At 65.8% G+C, this 19,374-nt stretch carries 20 protein-coding genes; 14 read left to right on the forward strand and 6 right to left on the reverse strand.

What is annotated here, in order from left to right:
• Window positions 1–8: 8 nt before the first annotated feature.
• The gene (locus tag KUV38_RS04990) at window positions 9–782 is read right to left on the reverse strand and encodes a hypothetical protein (RefSeq protein WP_222468994.1); all 774 of its coding nucleotides are present in this window, start codon (window positions 780–782) and stop codon (window positions 9–11) included.
• Complete coding sequence (xth, locus tag KUV38_RS04995; protein WP_222468995.1) at window positions 775–1,566, reverse strand: exodeoxyribonuclease III; 792 nt, start codon at window positions 1,564–1,566, stop codon at window positions 775–777. The genes KUV38_RS04990 and xth overlap by 8 nt, the downstream gene beginning before the upstream one ends.
• A gap of 207 nt (window positions 1,567–1,773) precedes the next feature.
• Here xth and KUV38_RS05000 point away from each other — a divergent pair, with 207 nt between their 5' ends.
• The 5 genes from KUV38_RS05000 (at window position 1,774) to KUV38_RS05020 (ending at window position 7,172) form a co-directional block, all read left to right on the forward strand.
• Window positions 1,774–1,980, forward strand: coding sequence for a hypothetical protein (locus KUV38_RS05000; protein WP_222468996.1), 207 nt, complete (start codon window positions 1,774–1,776; stop codon window positions 1,978–1,980).
• A 231-nt stretch (window positions 1,981–2,211) separates the two neighbouring features.
• Window positions 2,212–4,350, forward strand: a complete 2,139-nt coding sequence (locus tag KUV38_RS05005) for a type VI secretion system Vgr family protein (protein WP_222468997.1) — start codon at window positions 2,212–2,214, stop codon at window positions 4,348–4,350.
• Between the two features lie 10 nt (window positions 4,351–4,360).
• Window positions 4,361–4,747 carry a hypothetical protein gene (locus KUV38_RS05010; protein WP_222468998.1) on the forward strand — a complete coding sequence of 129 codons (387 nt, stop codon included), beginning with the start codon at window positions 4,361–4,363 and terminating at the stop codon, window positions 4,745–4,747.
• 9 nt (window positions 4,748–4,756) lie between these two features.
• Window positions 4,757–6,442 (forward strand): polymorphic toxin type 15 domain-containing protein, encoded by a 1,686-nt coding sequence (locus tag KUV38_RS05015; protein WP_222468999.1) that lies wholly within the window; start codon window positions 4,757–4,759, stop codon window positions 6,440–6,442.
• Window positions 6,443–6,455: 13 nt separating this feature from the next.
• Window positions 6,456–7,172, forward strand: a complete 717-nt coding sequence (locus KUV38_RS05020; protein ID WP_222469000.1) for a GAD-like domain-containing protein — start codon at window positions 6,456–6,458, stop codon at window positions 7,170–7,172.
• A 121-nt stretch (window positions 7,173–7,293) separates the two neighbouring features.
• Here the strand turns inward: KUV38_RS05020 and KUV38_RS05025 are convergent, their stop codons facing one another.
• Window positions 7,294–7,617 carry a HesB/IscA family protein gene (locus KUV38_RS05025; protein WP_222469001.1) on the reverse strand — a complete coding sequence of 108 codons (324 nt, stop codon included), beginning with the start codon at window positions 7,615–7,617 and terminating at the stop codon, window positions 7,294–7,296.
• A 95-nt stretch (window positions 7,618–7,712) separates the two neighbouring features.
• Here KUV38_RS05025 and KUV38_RS05030 point away from each other — a divergent pair, with 95 nt between their 5' ends.
• Window positions 7,713–8,849: a deoxyguanosinetriphosphate triphosphohydrolase gene (locus KUV38_RS05030; protein ID WP_222469002.1), complete on the forward strand. Its 1,137-nt coding sequence runs from the start codon at window positions 7,713–7,715 to the stop codon at window positions 8,847–8,849.
• 20 nt (window positions 8,850–8,869) lie between these two features.
• Here KUV38_RS05030 and KUV38_RS05035 read toward each other — a convergent pair whose 3' ends face one another.
• Window positions 8,870–9,952, reverse strand: a complete 1,083-nt coding sequence (locus tag KUV38_RS05035) for a hypothetical protein (protein WP_222469003.1) — start codon at window positions 9,950–9,952, stop codon at window positions 8,870–8,872.
• 95 nt (window positions 9,953–10,047) lie between these two features.
• Between KUV38_RS05035 and argS the strand changes: the two genes are divergently transcribed.
• From argS to KUV38_RS05075, 8 genes are all read left to right on the forward strand, one after another.
• A complete protein-coding gene (gene argS / locus KUV38_RS05040) occupies window positions 10,048–11,790 on the forward strand; it encodes an arginine--tRNA ligase (protein WP_222469004.1) in 1,743 nt (580 codons plus the stop codon).
• A gap of 113 nt (window positions 11,791–11,903) precedes the next feature.
• Complete coding sequence (locus KUV38_RS05045) at window positions 11,904–12,959, forward strand: SPOR domain-containing protein (RefSeq protein WP_222469005.1); 1,056 nt, start codon at window positions 11,904–11,906, stop codon at window positions 12,957–12,959.
• A 50-nt stretch (window positions 12,960–13,009) separates the two neighbouring features.
• Window positions 13,010–13,978, forward strand: coding sequence for a glycoside hydrolase family 3 N-terminal domain-containing protein (locus KUV38_RS05050; RefSeq protein ID WP_315898595.1), 969 nt, complete (start codon window positions 13,010–13,012; stop codon window positions 13,976–13,978).
• A 5-nt stretch (window positions 13,979–13,983) separates the two neighbouring features.
• Window positions 13,984–14,775, forward strand: a complete 792-nt coding sequence (locus tag KUV38_RS05055; protein ID WP_222469006.1) for a segregation and condensation protein A — start codon at window positions 13,984–13,986, stop codon at window positions 14,773–14,775.
• 49 nt (window positions 14,776–14,824) lie between these two features.
• Window positions 14,825–15,442, forward strand: coding sequence for an SMC-Scp complex subunit ScpB (scpB, locus tag KUV38_RS05060; protein WP_222470969.1), 618 nt, complete (start codon window positions 14,825–14,827; stop codon window positions 15,440–15,442).
• A complete protein-coding gene (locus KUV38_RS05065; RefSeq protein ID WP_222469007.1) occupies window positions 15,435–15,581 on the forward strand; it encodes a hypothetical protein in 147 nt (48 codons plus the stop codon). The genes scpB and KUV38_RS05065 overlap by 8 nt, the downstream gene beginning before the upstream one ends.
• Window positions 15,578–15,739 (forward strand): hypothetical protein, encoded by a 162-nt coding sequence (locus KUV38_RS05070; protein ID WP_222469008.1) that lies wholly within the window; start codon window positions 15,578–15,580, stop codon window positions 15,737–15,739. Before KUV38_RS05065 ends, KUV38_RS05070 begins: the two co-directional genes overlap by 4 nt.
• Window positions 15,740–15,806: 67 nt before the next feature.
• A complete protein-coding gene (locus KUV38_RS05075; RefSeq protein ID WP_222469009.1) occupies window positions 15,807–17,621 on the forward strand; it encodes an ABC-F family ATP-binding cassette domain-containing protein in 1,815 nt (604 codons plus the stop codon).
• Between the two features lie 61 nt (window positions 17,622–17,682).
• Here KUV38_RS05075 and KUV38_RS05080 read toward each other — a convergent pair whose 3' ends face one another.
• Window positions 17,683–17,865 (reverse strand): DUF4169 family protein, encoded by a 183-nt coding sequence (locus KUV38_RS05080; protein WP_222469010.1) that lies wholly within the window; start codon window positions 17,863–17,865, stop codon window positions 17,683–17,685.
• Window positions 17,862–19,253 carry a class II fumarate hydratase gene (gene fumC / locus KUV38_RS05085; RefSeq protein ID WP_222469011.1) on the reverse strand — a complete coding sequence of 464 codons (1,392 nt, stop codon included), beginning with the start codon at window positions 19,251–19,253 and terminating at the stop codon, window positions 17,862–17,864. The genes KUV38_RS05080 and fumC overlap by 4 nt, the downstream gene beginning before the upstream one ends.
• Between the last annotated feature and the right edge of the window lie 121 nt (window positions 19,254–19,374).

The following is a 19,374-nucleotide window of genomic DNA, read 5'->3' on the forward strand; positions in this document are numbered from 1 at the left end:
CGGGTGGTTCAGAAGAGATCGAGCAGAGGAAGGCCCGCGAGGAGTGGGGCCTTGCGCGGGCCGGAGGTGGTACCGGTGACCTGCGGCAGGGCGGCGGCGAGGCCCTCTGCGGAGGACACATCGGCGGAGGGGGCAGGGATAGCGTGAAGCTCCAGCCCGGCGCCTTCCGGCTCTTCGATCACCACGCCATCCCAGCGGGCGGCGGTGCGTTTTGAGGTGACGAAGAGGTAATAGGCATCCCAGCCGCCGATGGGGTCGAGCGTGACGAGCTGGAGGCCGTGGGCCTCGAAGACCGGGGCGTAATGGGCCCAGACCACGGGCATGGCGCCCCATTCGTCCCAGTGCAGGGCTTCGTCTGCGATGATCTGCTCAGGGTCGGGGCGGTCGGTGACGCCGTGGGCCTCGAGCATGGCATCGAGTTGGGGGCAGGCCTGTTCGCAGCCATCTTTCCAATCGAAATAGGCGGCGCGGGGGCTGTCCCACGAGAAGGTCGCGGAGAGATACCAGGCGAGGGTGATCGAGCGAGAGCCGCCGTCATCGAGCGCGACGCCGGTTTCGGCCTCGATCACGCCGGGCGTATCGCCGCTTTCGATGGCGCGGGCGACGGTGAGGGCCTCGCTGTCATTACCTGTGATGAGGCGGGTGATCTTGACGCGGGGCGCATCGAAGGCGCCTTGCCGCCAGAGATAAAGCGGCGGCGGGGCGAGCAGGGGCAGGGAGGCGACGAGGGCGATGAGCGAGAGCGCGCCGCTGGCGGCGGCGCGGTCGGGGATGTCAGACATCCAGATCGACCCAGACGGGCACGTGATCGGAGGGTTTTTCGCGGCCGCGCACGTCCTTCTCGATCCAGCAGTCGCGCAGGGTGTCGGCGGCTTGCGGGGTCAACAGAAAGTGGTCGATGCGGATGCCGTCGTTCCGATCCCACGCGCCGCGCTGGTAATCCCAGAAGGAGTAGTGGCCGGGGCCGCGGGTGCGGGCGCGGAAGGCCTCGGTGAAGCCGAGGTTGTTTAACTCGCGCCACTTGGCGAGGCTTTCGGGGTGAAACAGCGCGTCACCGACCCAGGCCTCGGGGCGGGCGGCGTCGATGGCGGAGGGGATGATGTTGTAATCGCCTGCCATGAGGGCGGGCTGCTCTTCGGCCAGAAGCGCCCTGCCGCGTTCGATCAGCCGGTCCATCCAGCCCAGCTTGTAGCGGAACTTTTCGCTCTGCCCGTCTTCCACCGGGTTGCCGTTGGGCAGGTAGAGGCCGCAGAGGCGGATGGCGGTGCGCTCGCCCATCACGGTGGCCTCGATCCAGCGGGCCTGCTCATCGGTGTCGTCGCCGGGCAGGCCGCGGGTGACATCTTCGAGCGGGAGTTTGGACAGGATGGCGACGCCGTTGAAGCCCTTTTGGCCGTGGGTCTCGACCTGATAGCCGAGATCCTCGAAATGCTCGCGGGGAAAGGCCTCGTCGACCGATTTGATCTCTTGCAGGAGGGCCACATCGGGGGCGCTCTCGGTGAGCCAATCGGTGACGGCGCCGATGCGGGCCTTCACGCCGTTGATGTTGAAGGTGGCGATTTTCATGGGGCCCTCCGCGCTTGCCGGGCCTTTCTGCCCGATCGGGCCGGGGCGCACAATGTCTGAGCGGGGTCTGAGCGGGGTCTTCGCGGGCACATCACGGGGGCAGTTGGATTTCAGGGAACCGGGCGTGGGGCGGGCTGGTTCATCTGATGACAGGCCGCGCGGCAAGAGGCGCAGGCCCGACCCTGACAGAGCCGAGAGAGACACCCGATGTTCAGCACCATCTTTGGCCCGCGTGCCAGCGAGACCCCCAGAATTGAAACACGCCGCGAAGCGATTGAGCGGCTGCTTGGCGACCTGAACACGGCGATCGACTTTCTGCCCGAGAAACCGGCGGTCACAGTGAACCCGCGCACCGGGCATATCTCGCTCGACCTGCCTGACGAAACGGTGGATCTGACGCGGCATCTGGCCTGACACCGCGCCCTGCGCCGCGCGGGTCGCGCATGGGGCGGCGGCTGGCCCGCCGTACCGGCTGCCGCTCGGCGGGTTGTTGCATAAGTAACGGGATCAACGTGAAAATTTCACACAACGGTCCTTGAAGCGCCTTGCCGCTATCTCTACTTTGAGATGTATTGTGTGAACGTATTTTGACTCACTTGAATCTTGGCAATTGACGCCTCCCCCCTCAATGGTGCGTTTTTTTCAATGGATGGCGTTTATACCCAGGAGACAAACCTCGGCTGGATCGAGACGGATCTGGGCAAGGATCACCTGCTGCTTCTGAAATTTGCCGGGACGGACAGGGTCAACGGGCTGTTCGACTACCGGGCCGAGGTGCTCGCGCGGAAGGGGCTGGACCCCGATGCGCTGCTGGGCACCCATGCGACGGTGCAGTTGGAGACGGTGAACCACGGCGCCTGCCCCTTCGATGGCATCGTGACGGCGGTGGAGTGGATGAAGGCCGATGTGGCCGGGGACCGCTATGCGCTGGAACTGCGCCCGTGGTTCTGGCTCGCCGGGCGGCGGCGGCAGCAGCGGATCTTCCACGAGATGCCGGTGAACGACATTCTGGAGCAGGTGCTGGGCGATTGGTCGGGCGCCGGGCCGGAGACCCATCGGCTGGATCTGAACCAGACCTACCCCGAGCTGGAATACACGGTGCAATACCGCGAGAGCGACCTTGCCTTTGCCTGCCGGCTGATGGAGCGCTTCGGGATCAGCTACCATTTCGAGCATGAGGCGGGGAACCACTGCCTCGTGCTGACCGACAGCCATGAGGCGATGGGCGAGCTGCCCGATATCACCCGCGAGTATCGCCCGGTGGAGGAGAACTTCCGCAAGGAGGAAGAGCACTTCTGGGACTGGCGGCGCGCACGCCACATGACCACCGGCAAGATCAAGCTCGCCGACTACAACTTCAAGAAGCCCGGCGCGAACCAGGTGGTGGAGCAGGTGGGCGATGCGGAGTTCAGCTTCGGCGATATCGAGAGCTACGATTACCCGACCGGCATCGAGGACACCGGCGTGCCGGGCGCGCCGCGCGAGCCGAACCGAACCGCGCCCGACAGCGAGGATGACACCGCCCGCAAAGCGCTGGCGCAGCTGCGGACCACGCAGGAGCGCAGCGAGGATGTGCGTGCACATGCGGCGGGCGATGTGATCAGCCTGAAGTCGGGCATGCGCTGCACCGCCCACGGGCCGTTTGCGGATTTCATCGCCGCCGAGCAGCACTTGTGCCTGGAGGCGCGCCACGAGTTCACCTCGGAGGCTTATCGCTCCGGCGCAACCGATGGCGAGCGGGCCTATGAGGGGCATTACGTGCTCACGCCGGTCTCGGCGCCCTTCGCGCCGGTGCGCGCCACGCCGCAACCCATCGTGCAGGGGCCTCAGACCGCCCGCGTGGTGGGCGAGGGCGAGATCGACTGCGACAAGTACGGACGCATCCTCGTGCGCTTCCACTGGGACCTGACTGGCGCCCACTCCATGCGCTGCCGGGTCAGCCAGAACTGGGCCGGCAAGGGCTGGGGCGGCATGGTGATCCCGCGGATCGGGATGGAAGTGGTGGTGGAGTTTATCGAGGGCAACCCCGACAAACCGCTGGTGACGGGTTGCGTGTACAACGGCAAGAACGATGTGCCGTGGGAGTTGCCCAAGCACAAGACCCGCTCGACCTTCCGGACCGATACGCACCAGGGCAAGGGCTTTAACGAGCTCTACTTCGAGGATGAGAAGGACGAGGAGAAGATCTATCTCCACGCCCAGAAGGACCATGAGATCCACGTCGAGAACAACCGGGCCAAGCGGGTGGACCGGAACCAGTCGGAGAGCGTGGGCAACAACAAGTCGATCGAGGTGGGCAACAACCACCACGAGGTGATCGGCGGCAACATGACCCTGATGGTCGGCCCCAACAAATTGCAGAGCGCCGTGACCGGCGCCTTCACCGCCTTCACGAACAAGCTCGGCGATCTGGCCAACAAGCTGGGGCTGCCGGACTTTCTGAACATGGGTGAGGGGAACCTCGTGATCGGGGTCGCGAAGAACAAGGCGGAGACGGTGATGCTCTCTTCGACCGAGATGGTTGGCGCCGCGAAGGCGCTGACGGTCGGCGGCGGCTATCAGGTCACCGTGGGTGGCATCAAGAACGAGAGCGTCGCGATCGGGTCGTGGGAGGAAGTCGGCAACAACAAGGTCGTTCACGTGGGCGAGAAGTTCGAGCTGGTGGTCGGAAAGTCCAAGTTGGTGATGGACCGTGATGGCAACATCTCGTTGGAGGGTGTCGATATCAAGATCAACGGCAGTTCCAGCATCAAGGCGACGGCCGGTCGTATCGACCTGAACTAGGAGCGTAGTCATGGCACTCAAACCGACGTCAGGGAGCTGGAATTCGGCTCAGGATGAGAACCGCGGCCAGCGGGATGCTCTGCGTGAGGCATTCTTTGCGCAGGCTGGCGTCAAGGTGACGGCTTCGATGCGCGATGTTCACCTGCGGCCTGCAACGCGCATTCGCAAGCTGGGCGAAGTGATGCAGGCGACCTTGTCGCCGCGTATCGATGACAAGCATCTTGCCAAGATCACGGGCATTGCGCAGGCGCATATGGTCGCGACCGGGCTGTGCGTGCCGGCGCTGGGGTTGATGCCCGAGAGCCGGTCCAAGTCGATCAAGGCTTTCGCGCCTGAGGTTCTGAGAAGCTTCTTTACGGGCGAGAAAGATACCACGCTCGACAGATCGCTGTTCTAGGTCGGGCGCATGGCCGAGACCGAACTCGAGGAACGCTATCTGCGCGACCAGCGCGAGTACGAGGAGGCCCTGCAGGCTTATCGGGAACTGGTGGGCGGCGCCGCCAATACGCTGCCGATGCCATCCAGTTTTGAGGCCAGCTACCTGACCCCGCCGGATGGCTATGAACGCGCGGCGACCGATCCGTGGATCTCGGAGCGGTTTCCCGGCGTTGCCGATGCTGCTCAGCGCGTGATCGCCGAGGAAGCCGATCTTCAAGATGCCGACTACCTCGCGCTCGACGAGCCAGGGGGGAGTCACGGGCAGGGCAACTGCTCGATCGCCCAATACACGCGGGAACAATTCCTCGAGTATTACGCGATGATCGAGATGGTCTACAAACTGGCCACGGACGACGATTTCAGGCGCAAAATAGCCGGCCAGCTCCACAGCGCCTACATGAATTCGGCGTTCCGGAACATCGAGGTAGCTGACATCCTCGACTGGCGGGCCGACAACCTTCAGGACGATATCGAGGCAGCGGAGGCGCGGGAACGGGGCGACAGAACTCTACTCGACCGGGTCGGTTCGGTGTTTGGTTTCGAGGATGGCGACGAGTTTGCGCTCTGGGCGATGGGCTACGACAGCGTCGAGGAGATGGAAGAGGAGATGGGGGTCGAGGTTGTCGAACAATCGGCAGCTGAACTCCGCGAGCGGCAGGATCGGCTTCGAGCCGAGGCGGATATTCACCGCGATGCGGCAATCGAGAAGCTGAAGAGCTACTTCACCAATATCTGGAACCAGCTGAAAGCCCGATACGAAGAGTGCGGGCTGATGTACGCTATCGTCACCAGCGGTATCGACGGTGCCTTTCTTGCTGCTGAATTCGGCGCGGGCGTCGGGATCGTACGCGCCCTGAGGTTTGTGCCGATCCAGCGAGGCGGGCGCTACGGGGTCGAGCTGACGACTATGGATGGGCGCCGGCTCGGGGAGGCGGATTGGAGCGAGGGGGAACTCACCGGAAAATACGGTGAACCGGACCAGAGCCAGGTTGCCGGTATTGAACCTGACAGCAACCGGACCATTCCCGACAGAGATGCCAGCACGGGCGATGGCGACCGCAGGGACGGTGGCGAGGGTGGTGGGGACGGGCGTGACAATGACGACCCGGCCACCGCCCCGGTGCCGCAGACGGACGTTCCTTGCTTTGATGTGCCCGATACATGGGATGCCGATCAGATCGCGGAGTTCGACCGGCAGCTCGCCGAGCAACAGACCGGAATCAATTCGATGACCGCCGATGAGATGGGCTATGCTCATGCGGTCCTAGACCAGGCGCGGACGGTCTGGCGGGAGAACGGGCAGAATGGCAGCGCGACGGATCTGCTGCGTGATCGCAGGGCGCAGGAGGCAGCGCGCGAGGCGTACCGCAACCAACTCCGGCAGCAGGGGCTTTCGCCTGCGCGAATCCGCGAGATCATGTCTGGCCTCAACGCCACCCATGTGGTTGATATCATCGCCGGTGGGGACCCCCGTGTTCTGACCATGGGCGGCGGTCCACAGAACCAGCGGATCGGCAGCCTCTGGAACATTGCGCCGGGCGGCTCCAACTCGGGCACAACGAGGGCCGGTACACTGGCCCAGGCCGCAAGCGACATGCGCGCCGCCGGAATGGGCGACAGAAACATGAACGTCGGCCTTTCGAGATGCCGATAGAGAAGGACGAGCCATGCTGCACTCTCACTACGCCGAGATGATTGAGGAGATCGGCCCGCCGCGCGGAGGCAAGGCCCCGAGTGCAGAAGCGATGGACTACCTGCGCGCGCATTTACCGGCAGCCTATGTGGGCTTCATCGAAGAGTTCGGCTTTGGCCACTACTTCGATAGGGGCTACCAGTTCTGCGACCCGCTGGCGTTCAGGCCGGTTGTTGCGCTGATCTTCAAGGCGGATTCCGACTTCAGCCATGCTGATTGCCACGTTGTCGCCTACAATGCGTGGGGCACCTTGAAGATGTGGTCGGAGCGCCATGGCGAGGTGACGGTTGATCTGCTGCGCTACACGGTCAAGGCCCCGCGATTGTTGCCCAACGTAATGAATGCGCCGATCCTGCCAGCAGGTATGGCGGGCACGGCGACGGAACCCGATGCCAACAGCCTGTCGGCGGCGCTCCTGCCTTGGGACGACAATGCACGTGAGTTGTGGGACTTCGCCGATGAGCCGATGTTCCGAGAAGCGGTGCGCCGTTTAGGGCCATTGCAGGCGGGGGAGTGCTTTGGGTTCGTCCCGTCACTCGCCGTAGCGGGCTACGACAGTCGGACGCGCGCTGTTGAAAACGTGCAGAAGATGGATGCCTTGGTGCACTTCACGATGATCGCGCAACTCGCACCCTTCGCACTGACCCATCTTGTTCACGGCCGAGAGACCATCGCCCGCGAAATCGGCTGAGCGTCACTTAGGGGGCTGTTGTAGTGTCGCGGCTAAGCAACGAATGCGTGACTCGACGCTAACGCCGGAGGAACGAGTATCTACAATTTAGGTCCTGAAAGGCCGGCTTGCCCGGTTCACCTTACATCGAAAACGAAGTGCCGCAGCCGCAAGAACTGGTGGCGTTGGGGTTTTCGATCGTGAAGCGGGCGCCGATGATTTCGTCGGAGAAGTCGATGGTGGCGCCTTCGAGGAAGGGCAGGGAGACTTCGTCGACCACGACCTTCTGGCCACCCTGCTCCAGCACGAGGTCGTCGGCGGCGGGCTCGTCGAGGGTGATCTCGTATTGAAAGCCCGAGCAGCCGCCGCCTTCGACGGCGACGCGCAGAGCCTTGGGGGCCGCGCCGATCTCGGCGAGGCGGGCATAGGCGCGGGGGGTGACTTTTGGCGGCAGGGTGAGGGTCATCGGGTGCATCGCTTTCCGGTTACGTTTCAAATATATGGGGCGGGACAGGGCGCGACAAGGCAGGGTTGCGCGGGAATTGAAGGGACAGGGCAGCTATGCGGGCGGTTTATGCATGTGATCCGGAGCAGAGCCGGGGGCGGCTATTTTCGGAGGAGGAAAGCCATTTTCGCTCGCCTTTTCAGCGCGATAGGGATCGGATCATTCATGCCAGCGCGTTCCGGCGGCTCAAGTACAAGACGCAGGTTTTCGTCGAGCACGAGGGCGATCACTTTCGCACCCGGCTGACGCATACGCTGGAGGTGGCGCAGGTGGGCCGCACGATTGCGGGCACGCTGGGGCTGAACATCGAGCTGACGGAGGCGGTGGCGCTGGCCCATGATCTCGGCCACACGCCCTTTGGCCACACCGGGGAGGACGCGCTGGCGGCGCTGATGGCCCCGCATGGCGGGTTCGACCACAACGCGCAGGCGATCCGCATCGTTACGTCGCTGGAGCGGCATTACGCGGAGTTCGACGGGATCAACCTGACGTGGGAGAGCCTTGAGGGCATCGCCAAGCACAACGGGCCGGTGGAGGGGGCGCTGCCCTATGGGCTGGCCGAATACGCCAAGTTGCAGGATCTGGAGCTGCACACCCATGCCAGCGCCGAGGCGCAGGTGGCGGCGCTGTCGGATGACATTGCCTACAACAACCACGACCTGATGGACGGTCTGCGGGCCGGGCTTTTTACCGACCGCGACCTCGAAGGCCTTGCGCTGACCGCCGACAGCTACCGGCAGGTGGACCAGATCTATCCCGGGCTGGACTTCAAGCGCCGCCGCTACGAGGCGCTGCGGCGCGTCTTTGGCTTGATGGTGGAGGATGTGATCGCGGTCAGCCGCGCCCGGCTGAACGAGGCCGCGCCGCAGAGCGCGCAGGAGGTGCGGGAGCTGGGGCATCCGGTGGTGGATTTCTCGGACGACCTGAAGGCGCGAATTACCGAGGTGCGGGCGTTCCTGTTTCAGCGGATGTATCGCGCGCCGGCGGTGGTGGAGATGCGGGAGAAAGTGACGAAGGTGGTGGAAGAGCTGTTTCCGCTCTTCATGTCACGCCCCGATCTGCTGCCCGATGAGTGGCAGAAGGACGTGGGCGAGGCGCGGGGCCAGACGGCACTGGCGCGGATCGTGGCCGATTACATTGCCGGGATGACCGACCGCTTTGCCTTGCAGATGCATGAGAAGCTGCTGGGGTAGCAAAACCGCCGCGGCAGCGCCTAGAGCGGCTGGCTGGTGCCGCGCAACCAGAGCCAGGCGCTGATCAGTGCCGTCAGCGGCACGGCCAGGGATGACGCAAGCCCGCCAAGCGCCACTGTCAGCGCTACGCCGAGGCTCATGGCACCGGTGCGGAGCATGTCGAACGCGCTGGCGGGGCTGAAGGGGACATAGCCCGCCGCATAGGCAAGCGCGGGCAGCAGGGCGGCGAGACCGATCAGGGTGGCGCAAGCCGTGTTCAAGCGGCGGCGCGGCTGGGCAAAGAGCAGGCAGGCGAGAGCGCCGAGGCAGAGCAGCAGGGGCAGTGGGCCGAGCAGGTGGTTGGCGGGTTCCGACGAAAGCAGCGCATCGGCCAGCGCTGCGAAGCGCTGGGACGGATCGGTTATCATCAGCGCGGCCCCGGCCCGCGGCAGGTGGGCGACCATCCACGGCAGGGCCCAGAGGGCGGCGAGGGCAATGAGCCAAGGGCGTATGGCGCCGGGCAGCAGGGCCTTGCGGTGGAGCGTGACGGCGAGCAGCAGAAGGAGCGCCAGTAGTGGCCCGCCCGCCGGCAGGGGAGACAGCCCTGACGTGAAGGCCACGTCGGCAAACACCAGAAGGACCAGGGCGATGAGCGCCGCATGGCGTGGTTTGGGCCCGGGCAGGCGCACGGCCAGCGCGGCAGTCAGCGCCAGCGGGCCTGCGATGCCGATAACCGAGCCAAGGGACATGACGGCGATTTGCATGGCGTAGGCATCGCGGGCGGCGAGCTCGAACTCACTGCGGGTGGCGAACCAGATATTGGCGACCGCGATGAGCGCCACGAGGAGGGTGGCGAGGTGCGCCCCGGTGCGCGCCGCACGCCCCGAGCCCGGCCGCGGCACCGCTTGCGGCAGCACGGCGGCGATCAGCATGGAGAGCAGCGAAATTGCCAGCGTCGCGCCCTGCACGATACGGAATGCCAGCCCTTCAATTTGGTAGAGCGGCGGCTGCGGCGTAACCATTTCGCGCGGGATGGTGAAGAGCAGCAGGCCCAGGACGGCGGAGGCGAGCGCCAGGGCGATGCAGAGGCGCAGGGCGCGGTGGCTTGGGCTGAGGTCTGTCATGGTGCATTCCTACCAACGCGGCGGAGCGGTGCAAGCGACGCTTGACCCCTGCGGGCGGGCTGATAGAGACGCGGGCGGAGAGAAGGACCGATGACATGAACCTCTTTGCCGATATCCGGGCGCTCGTTGTAACCGAACTGGAGGCCATGATGGCCCAAGGCGCGCTACCCGAGGGGCTGGCGCTAGACAATGTGACGGTGGAGCCGCCGCGCGATGCCGCCCATGGCGACATGGCGACCAACGCCGCGATGGTGCTGGCCAAGCCTGCCAAGGCCAACCCGCGCGAGATCGCGGGGCAGCTCGCGGACCGGCTCGCCAAGGATGCGCGGATCGAGCGGGCCGAGGTGGCTGGGCCGGGGTTTATCAACCTTGCGCTGGCCCCGGCTGTCTGGGGCGGCGTGGTGAAAGCGGTGCTGTCTGACAGGGCCTCTTTCGGGCGTTCGGAGCTGGGTGAAGGTCGGCGCGTAAACGTAGAATTTGTTTCGGCAAATCCGACCGGCCCGATGCATGTGGGCCATACGCGGGGCGCGGTCTTCGGCGACGCTCTGGCGAGCCTTCTGGCCTATGCGGGCTACGAGGTGACGCGGGAATATTACATCAACGACGGCGGCGCGCAGGTGGATGTGCTCGCCCGCTCTGTGTACCTCCGTTATCTGGAGGCGCACGGGCAGGACGTGGCCTTTGAAGATGGCACCTACCCCGGCGACTATCTGGTGCCGGTGGGCGAGGCGTTGAAGGCCAAGGTGGGCGATGCCTTTGTGGACAAGGGCGAGCAGTTTTGGCTGGAAGAGGTGCGGGACTTCGCGACCGAGGCGATGATGGCGCTGATCCGCGAGGATCTGGCCGCGCTCGGCGTCGAGATGGACGTGTTCTTCTCGGAAAAGGCGCTCTATGGCACCGGCAAGATCGAGGCCGCGATCGACGATCTGCGGGGCAAGGGGCTGATTTACGAGGGCAAGCTGAAGCCGCCCAAGGGCAAGCTGCCCGACGATTGGGAAGCCCGCGAGCAGACGCTGTTCAAGAGCACCGATTATGGGGACGACGAGGACCGCCCGGTGCAGAAGGCCGATGGCGCATGGGCCTATTTCGCCCCCGACATCGCCTATCATTATGACAAGGTTTCCAGAGGCTTCGACGAGCTTATTGATGTGTTTGGCGCCGATCACGGCGGCTACGTCAAGCGGATGAAGGCTGCCGTTGCCGCGCTCTCGGAGGAGCGGGTGCCGCTGGATGTGAAGCTGATCCAGCTGGTGAAGCTGTTCAAGGACGGGCAGGAGTTCAAGATGTCCAAGCGGGCGGGCACCTTCGTGACGCTCCGCGACGTGGTGGATGAGGTGGGCGCGGATGTGACCCGCTTTGTGATGCTCACCCGGAAGAACGACGCGCCGCTCGACTTCGACTTTGCCAAGGCGCTGGAGCAGAGCAAGGACAACCCGGTATTCTACGTGCAATACGCCCACGCGCGGGTGCGCTCGGTGATGCGGAAGGCGGAGGCTGCTGGCTGGAAGCTGGACCAGATCACCATCCTGGATCAGGACCTCGACACGCTGCACGAGGCCGAGCTGCCGGTGGCCCGCAAGCTGGCCGAATGGCCGCGGCTGGTGGAGATTGCCGCCAAGGGGCATGAGCCGCACCGGATCGCCTTTTATCTCTACGAACTGGCGCAGGCGTTCCACGCGCTGTGGAACCGCGGCAACGACACGCCGGAGCTCCGGTTCTTCCAGGAGGGCAACGAAGGCGCTTCTCTGCCGAAAATCGCCTTGGCGAAGGCCGTTTCCGTTGTCATTTCGTCCGGTCTTGGTATCTTGGGCGTAACCCCGGCGGAAGAGATGCGCTGAGCCCTCAGGGCCCGCGCCACTGATCGGGGAGGCAGGCAAGCGTGCCCAGCCCCGAAAAGAGGGCGGGCCGAGAGAGCGAGGCGAGCATGGATCCCAGGCAGGATCTTCGACCGATGAACGAGGTCGTGTGGCACCCCCATGGGGCGCCGCCGGGCGCGGATCAGGCGGGCTATGAGCCCGAATTCACGCAGGATTATCAAAGCGATGCGCCGCGAAGTGCGGGTGCGAAGCTGGTCAGCGGCGCGGGCGCGGCGATGAGCCTTGCGCTGATCGCGGGGCTGGCCATCTGGGGCTATCGGATCACCGTGCGCGATGTGACCGGCGTGCCGGTTGTGGCCGCGCTCGAAGGGCCGATGCGGATTGCGCCGGAAGAGCCGGGCGGCGAGGTGGCCGACCACACCGGCTACGCGGTGAACGATGTGGCCGCCGAGGGCGAGGCCGCCGATCTGCCCGAGCAGATCACGCTGGCGCCCGGCCCGGCGACGCTGAGTGAAGAAGACCTGCCGCTGGCTGCGATGGTACAGCGCGAGGTGGAGCAGGCGCAGGTGGCCCCGGAAGAGGCGACCCCCGGCACCGAGGCCGAAGATGGTGAGCTGGTGGCGCCCGAGTTGGCCGTGGCCGCCAACCTGCCCGACGATGTGGACCCGAACGACCCGGTGGCCGTGGCGCTGGCGATGGCCGGGCAGCTGAGCGAGGGCGCCGAGCCGCTCTCTGGCGCGGCTGCGGAGGAGGCGACCGAGGCGGCGGACCCGGAGAAGGCGAAGCTGGCCAATCTGCCGGGCGTGAAGCGCTCGCTGCGGCCCAAGGTGCGGCCTGCCGGGTTGAAGGCACCTGCGCCGAGCGAGGCGGAGCCGGAGGCGCGGCGCACGACGGTGGTGCCCGAGGGCGCCGAGGTGGCCGAGGACGATCAGGTGCCGGCTGGCACCCGGCTGGTGCAGCTCGGGGCCTTCGAGAGCCCGGAGGAGGCCGCCCAGCTTTGGGGCCGGCTCGCCGGGCAGTTCGACAGCCTGATGCTGGAGAAGACCCGGTTGATCATGGAGGCCGAGAGCGGCGGTCAGACCTTCTATCGCCTGCGGGCGCAGGGGTTTGCTGACCTCAGCGATGCGCGCCGGTTCTGTGCTGCGCTGGTGGCGGAGAAGGCCGAGTGCATTCCGGTGGTCGCGCGGTGATACGGCCCGCACGGCTTTCGCCGTACATTTTTGGTTGCGACGGGCTTGAGGTGACGCCCGATGAGGCGGCGCTTTTTGCCGATGTGAGCCCCGTTGGCTTCATCCTGTTCAAGCGCAACATCGCCCATCCGGAGCAAGTGAAGGCGCTGACCGCCGGGCTGCGGGAGGCGGTTGGCTGGGAAGCTCCGGTGTTTATCGATCAGGAGGGCGGCCGGGTGGACCGGATGGGCCCGCCGCATTGGCGCAGCTGGCTGCCGCCGCTGGACCAGAACGCGCAGGTCGGCCCGGATCGTGCCGCACGGGCGATGGAGTTGCGTTACCGGCTCATCGCCGACGATCTGCGCGCGGTGGGGATTGATGGCAATTGCGCCCCGATGGGCGATATTGCCCATACCAAGACCCATGCCGTGCTGCGCAACCGCTGCTATGGCGAAACCCTTGAAGCGGTTGTCAAATCCGCCCGCGCGGTGGCGGACGGGTTGCTGGCGGGTGGGGTGCTTCCGGTGCTCAAGCACATCCCCGGCCACGGCCGCGCGACGATGGACAGCCACCTTGAACTGCCTCGCGTCACCGCCTCGGCGGAGGAGTTGCGCATCACTGACTTTGCCGCCTTCGAGGCGCTGAACGACCTGCCGCTCGGGATGAGCGCGCATATCGTGTTCGAGGCCTTCTCGGAGAAGGCCGCCACGGTGGACCCGGTGATGATTGCGCTGATCCGCGAGGAAATCGGCTTTAACGGTCTGCTGATGACCGATGATCTGAGCATGGAGGCGCTCGACGGCAGCCTGCCGCAGCGGGCGCAGGCCGCACGGGCGGCGGGGTGCGACGTGGTGCTCTACTGCAAGGGCGTTTTTAGCGAGCTAAAGGCGCTGGCGGAGATTGCCGAAGATATGAATGAAACAGGGCTGGCGCGGGTGGATGCCGCCTTGGAAGCCCGCCGCACCCTTGATACCATTGACCGGAGCGCAATGGAGGCCGAGTACGAGGCCGTATTGAGAGGGCAGGCGGGCGATGGGTGAGGACGATGGCTGAGGACGGGGCCTCCCTCTTTTCGGATGTGTCCGACCGGCTGGCGGCCGAGGCGCTGATCGTGGATGTCGATGGCTTCGAGGGGCCGCTCGATCTGCTGCTGACCCTTGGCCGGACCCAGAAGGTGGACCTGCGGAAGGTCTCGATCCTGCAACTGGCCGAGCAGTACCTTGCCTTCGTGGAGCGCGCCAAGCAGCTTCGCATCGAACTGGCCGCAGATTACCTGGTCATGGCGGCCTGGCTGGCGTTTCTGAAATCCAAGCTGCTGCTGCCGCCAGATCCCTCGGAGGAGGGGCCGAGCGGTGAGGAACTGGCGGCACATCTCGCGTTCCAGCTGGAGCGGCTTGCCGCCATGCGCGATGTGGCCGCCAAGCTGATGGCGCGCGACCAGATTGGCCGCGACTTCTTTGCGCGCGGGGTGCCGGAGAGCGTGGAGCGGGTGCGGCGGGTGACCTACACCGCCACGCTGATGGACCTGATGAAGGCCTATGCCCGCATCCGCACCAAGGACGAGTTCCGCCCCTTCGTGATGGACCGCGAGAACCTGTTCACCATGGAGCAGGCGCTGGACCGGCTGCGCGGCCTGATCGGCTATGCGGGCGAGTGGACCAACCTGATGACCTACCTGCCCGAGGGCTGGGAGAACGACCCGATGCGCCGCCGCAGCGCCACCGCCGCGACCTTTGCCGCCTCGCTGGAGCTGGTGAAGCACGGGCATCTGACGATCCGGCAGGAAGACACCTTTGCCCCCATTCAGATCAAGCTGAAGGAGGCGCCGCGTGGTTGACGGGCTGGATGAGGTGGAGGTCGAGGAAAGCCTCTTTGAAGCGCCGCCGATGGGCGAGCAGGAGCGGATGGTGGAGGCCATTCTCTTTGCCAGCGCCGAGCCTGTTACCGTAGCCGAGCTGAACGCCCGGATGCCGCACGGCGCCGAGGCGCAGGTGGCGCTGGAGAACCTGCAGAAGCGCTACGAGGGGCGCGGTGTGGAACTGCGCCGGGTGGGTGAGGCCTGGGCCATGCGCACCGCGCCGGACCTCGGCTTTTTGATGCAAAAAGAGACGGTCGAAACGCGGAAGCTCTCCCGTGCGGCCATCGAGACGCTGGCCATCGTGGCCTATCACCAGCCCGTCACCCGCGCCGAGATCGAGGAGATCCGGGGCGTGAGCGTGAGCCGCGGCACGGTGGACCAATTGCTGGAGCTGGAGTGGATCCGCTTCGGCCGCCGCCGCATGACGCCGGGCCGCCCGGTGACCTATGTGGTGACACAGGATTTTCTGGACCATTTCGGCCTGGAATCTGCCCGCGACCTGCCGGGGCTCAAGGAGCTCAGGGCGGCGGGCCTGCTCGACAGCCGCCCGCCGCCGGGCATGGTCGGGCTGGGAGACGGCGAAGACGAGGCGGACGAGAACCAAGACCAAGACGAACTTTTCAGAGAGGAAGAGACAGATGAATAGCATTTTTTCGCAGATCTGGCGCACTATCGTGATGCAGTTCTCCGACAAGGCCCGCCATGCGATGAACAGCAAGATGAGCCAGGGCATGAACTCGGCCCGTGACAGCATGCTGGGCAGCGGCAAGAAGGACGACGAGTGAACGCCGGCCATCTCATAAACATGGTGCTGCGGATGCTGATGCGTTCGCGGCGCCGCGCTGGCCCCAATGGCGGCATGGGCGGCGCGAAGGGCGGAAACGAGAACCGTCGCAAGCTGCGCTCGGCCCTGCGGATCGGGCGGATGTTCGGCCGGTTCTGACGGCGCTGTGAGGCGGCCCACCGGACCGCTTGACCCGGCCTCGGGGGCGGGATAGGCCACGCGCATCATGGCCCGCGCCCCGCTTTTGCAACTCTCCGACATTTCGCTCACCTTCGGCGGCAACCCCGTTTTTGAAGGTGTTTTCCTGACCGTGCAGCCCGGCGACCGTGTGGCTCTGGTGGGCCGGAACGGCTCGGGCAAATCCACCCTGATGAAAGTGATGGCAGGCCTCGTGGAGGCTGACGCGGGCGCCGTGGTGGCCGCGCCGGGCGTACGGGTGGGCTACATGGAGCAGGAGCCCTCGATGGAGGGCTTCGAGACGCTGGGCGCATTTGCGGCAAGCGGGCTGGACGAGTCTGAGGCGTGGCGGGTGGAGGCGGTGGCCGAGGGGCTGAAGTTTGGCCTCGACACGGCGGTGGCCTCGGCCTCGGGCGGTGAGCGGCGGCGCGCGGCGCTGGCAAAGCTGCTGGCCGAAGCGCCGGAGCTGATGCTGCTGGACGAGCCGACCAACCACCTCGACATCGAAGCCATCGGCTGGCTGGAGCGCGAGCTGCGCGAGACCCGCGCAGGCTATGTGCTGATTTCCCACGACCGCGCCTTCCTGACCAACCTCACCCGCGCCACGCTCTGGATCGACCGGGGCGAAGTGCGGCGGCAGGAGCAGGGGTTTGCCCATTTCGAGGCTTGGCGCGACAAGGCTTGGGAAGAGGAAGACACCGCCCGCCACAAGCTCGACCGCAAGATCAAGGCCGAGGCCCGCTGGGCGGTGGAGGGAATCAGCGCCCGCCGCAAGCGCAACATGGGCCGGGTGCGCGCCTTGCAGGAGCTGCGGGCCGAGCGCGCAGGGCAGGTCCGCCGCAAGGGCGTGGCGGCGCTGGAGCTGGAAGAGGGCACCAAGAGCGGCAAGGTGGTTCTGGAGGCGCAGGGGATCGCCAAGCGCTTTGATGACAAGGTTATCCTGCGGCCCTTCGACCTCAAGCTCACGCGCGGCGAGCGGGTGGCTTTTGTTGGGCCCAACGGCGCGGGCAAGACCACGCTGATCAACATGCTCATCGGCAAGACGGCGCCCGACGAGGGGCAGGTGAAGCAGGGCCACGGCGTGGAGATGGCGGTCTTCGACCAGACCCGCGCCGCGCTCGATGGCGATGCCAGCCTGTGGGAGAACCTCGCGGGCGATCCGGCGATGCGGGTGAGCGGGCAGGCCGATCAGGTGATGGTGAGGGGTCAGCCGCGCCACGTGGTTGGCTACCTAAAGGACTTTCTCTTCGACGAGGCGCAGGCCCGCGCCCCGGTGCGCTCGCTCTCGGGCGGCGAGAAGGCAAGGCTGCTGCTGGCCCGGCTGATGGCGCGCGAGAGCAACCTGATGGTGCTGGACGAGCCGACCAACGACCTCGACATCGAAACGCTGGACCTGCTTCAGGAGGTGCTCTCGGACTACCCCGGCACTGTGCTGCTGGTCAGCCACGACCGGGATTTCATCGACCGTGTGGCAACCCGCTCGGTGGTGCTGGAGGGCGAGGGCCGGGCGACGGTTTATGCTGGCGGCTGGTCTGACCTCGTGGCGCAGGGCGGCGGGCAGTGGCAGCGCTCCACCGCCGCGCCCAAGCGGGCCGCGAAGGTGGAGGAAAAGCCCGCGCCGGAGAAGCCCAAGGCGAATGGCCTCAGCTTCACCGAGAAACACCGGCTCGAGGCGCTGCCCGCCGAGATCGCCCGGCTGGAAGCGGAGATCGGCAAGCTGACCGAGCTGATGAGCGACCCCGAGCTCTTCACCCGCGAGCCGGTGAAGTTCAAGAAGGCCAGCGAGGCGCTGACCGAGCGACAGACGAAGCTCTCTGCGGCGGAAGAGGAATGGCTGGAGCTGGAGGAAAAGGCCTCGGCCTGATCTTCATCTTGGTTCAAATATCTCCGGGGGTGTGGGGGCAGCGCCCCCACTGAGCAAGGCCTCAGCTCTCGTCCCGCTTGCTCTGATCGTGCAAACGTGCCACCCGCGCCGCCTCGGCCTTGGCCTGCTCTTTCTGGGCCTTGGTCAGCCCGTGAAAGGCGGCGTTCTGGTCGGCGCGGGCCTTCTTTTCGGCCCGCGCCTTGTCTTTCCGCACCCGGTTCAGGTTGACGGGCTTGTCGCTCACTTCGGGCCGATCATGTCTTCCGGGCGGACCACCTTGTCGAAGGTTTCGGCATCGACGAAGCCCAGTGCGATGGCCTCTTCCTTGAGGGTCGTGCCGTTCTTGTGGGCGGTCTTGGCGACCTTGGTGGCGTTGTCGTAGCCGATGGTGGGGGCCAGCGCCGTGACCAGCATCAGGCTCTCTTCCATCAGCTTCTGGATGCGCGGCTTGTTGGCCTCGATGCCCGAGAGCATCCGCTCGGTGAAGGAGGCGGCCACGTCGCCCAGCAGCTGGATCGACTGGAGCAGGTTGTAGCTCATCATCGGGTTGTAGACGTTCAGCTCGAAGTGGCCTTGGCTGCCGGCGAACTTGATCGCGGCGTCGTTGCCCATGACGTGGGCGGCCACTTGGGTCATCGCCTCGGCCTGGGTGGGGTTGACCTTGCCCGGCATGATCGAGCTGCCCGGCTCGTTCTCGGGCAGGATCAGCTCGCCAAGGCCGGAGCGGGGGCCGGAGCCGAGGAAGCGGATGTCGTTGGCGATCTTGTACATCGCGCCTGCCACGGTGCTGAGCGCGCCGGAGAGGAAAACCATCGCGTCATGGGCGGCCAGCGCCTCGAACTTGTTGGGCGCGGTGACGAAGGGCAGGCCGGTGATCTTGGCCATGCCGGCGGCGACGGTCTCGCCCCAGCCCTTGTCGGTGTTCAGCCCGGTGCCCACGGCGGTGCCGCCCTGTGCCAGCTCGTAGATACCCGGCATGGCGGCCTCGATGCGCTTGATGCCGTTGCGGATTTGCGCGGCGTAGCCGGAGAACTCCTGCCCCAGCGTGAGCGGGGTGGCATCCTGCGTGTGGGTGCGGCCGATCTTGATGATGTCCTTGAACTCTTCGGCCTTCGCCTCCAGCCCTTCGGCGAGCTGGGTGAGGCCGGGCATCAGCACGTCGCGCACGCTCATCGCGGCGGCGATGTGCATGGCGGTGGGGAAGGTGTCGTTGGAGCTTTGCCCCATGTTGCAGTGGTCGTTCGGGTGGACCGGGTCCTTGGAGCCGATCACGCCGCCGAGGATCTCAATGGCGCGGTTGGCGATGACCTCGTTGGCGTTCATGTTCGACTGGGTGCCGGAGCCGGTCTGCCAGACCACGAGGGGGAAGTTGTCATCGAACTTGCCGGCGACCACCTCTGAGGCGGCCTCGATCACGGCCTCGGCCAGTTTGGCATCGAGCTTGCCGGTGGCCTTGTTGGCCTCGGCGCAAGCCTGCTTGATGACCCCGAGGGCGCGGACGATGGCCACGGGCTGCTTTTCCCAGCCGATGGGGAAGTTCATGATCGAACGCTGGGTCTGGGCGCCCCAGTACTTGTCGGAAGGAACTTCGAGTGGTCCGAAGCTGTCGGTCTCGGTGCGGGTATCGGCCATGGGTTGCGCCCCTTTGATGGTGATGTCGGGGGAGACATACCGAACCGGGCGGGGCGGTCAATGGCAGGTTAGCGCAAACGCTGCCAATCGCAGGCCATGGGGCGCCTCTTGGCGAGGACGG

This window comes from Vannielia litorea, from assembly GCF_019801175.1.
Taxonomy (GTDB): Bacteria; Pseudomonadota; Alphaproteobacteria; order Rhodobacterales; family Rhodobacteraceae; genus Vannielia; species Vannielia litorea_B.

Bases quoted from the DNA above. Each gene is read 5' to 3' on its own strand.
- KUV38_RS04990 (WP_222468994.1), bottom strand. From the start codon at position 782: ATGTCTGACATCCCCGACCGCGCCGCCGCCAGCGGCGCGCTCTCGCTC.
- xth (WP_222468995.1), bottom strand. From the start codon at position 1,566: ATGAAAATCGCCACCTTCAACATCAACGGCGTGAAGGCCCGCATCGGC.
- KUV38_RS05000 (WP_222468996.1), top strand. From the start codon at position 1,774: ATGTTCAGCACCATCTTTGGCCCGCGTGCCAGCGAGACCCCCAGAATT.
- KUV38_RS05005 (WP_222468997.1), top strand. From the start codon at position 2,212: ATGGATGGCGTTTATACCCAGGAGACAAACCTCGGCTGGATCGAGACG.
- KUV38_RS05010 (WP_222468998.1), top strand. From the start codon at position 4,361: ATGGCACTCAAACCGACGTCAGGGAGCTGGAATTCGGCTCAGGATGAG.
- KUV38_RS05015 (WP_222468999.1), top strand. From the start codon at position 4,757: ATGGCCGAGACCGAACTCGAGGAACGCTATCTGCGCGACCAGCGCGAG.
- KUV38_RS05020 (WP_222469000.1), top strand. From the start codon at position 6,456: ATGCTGCACTCTCACTACGCCGAGATGATTGAGGAGATCGGCCCGCCG.
- KUV38_RS05025 (WP_222469001.1), bottom strand. From the start codon at position 7,617: ATGACCCTCACCCTGCCGCCAAAAGTCACCCCCCGCGCCTATGCCCGC.
- KUV38_RS05030 (WP_222469002.1), top strand. From the start codon at position 7,713: ATGCGGGCGGTTTATGCATGTGATCCGGAGCAGAGCCGGGGGCGGCTA.
- KUV38_RS05035 (WP_222469003.1), bottom strand. From the start codon at position 9,952: ATGACAGACCTCAGCCCAAGCCACCGCGCCCTGCGCCTCTGCATCGCC.
- argS (WP_222469004.1), top strand. From the start codon at position 10,048: ATGAACCTCTTTGCCGATATCCGGGCGCTCGTTGTAACCGAACTGGAG.
- KUV38_RS05045 (WP_222469005.1), top strand. From the start codon at position 11,904: ATGAACGAGGTCGTGTGGCACCCCCATGGGGCGCCGCCGGGCGCGGAT.
- KUV38_RS05055 (WP_222469006.1), top strand. From the start codon at position 13,984: ATGGCTGAGGACGGGGCCTCCCTCTTTTCGGATGTGTCCGACCGGCTG.
- scpB (WP_222470969.1), top strand. From the start codon at position 14,825: ATGGGCGAGCAGGAGCGGATGGTGGAGGCCATTCTCTTTGCCAGCGCC.
- KUV38_RS05065 (WP_222469007.1), top strand. From the start codon at position 15,435: ATGAATAGCATTTTTTCGCAGATCTGGCGCACTATCGTGATGCAGTTC.
- KUV38_RS05075 (WP_222469009.1), top strand. From the start codon at position 15,807: ATGGCCCGCGCCCCGCTTTTGCAACTCTCCGACATTTCGCTCACCTTC.
- fumC (WP_222469011.1), bottom strand. From the start codon at position 19,253: ATGGCCGATACCCGCACCGAGACCGACAGCTTCGGACCACTCGAAGTT.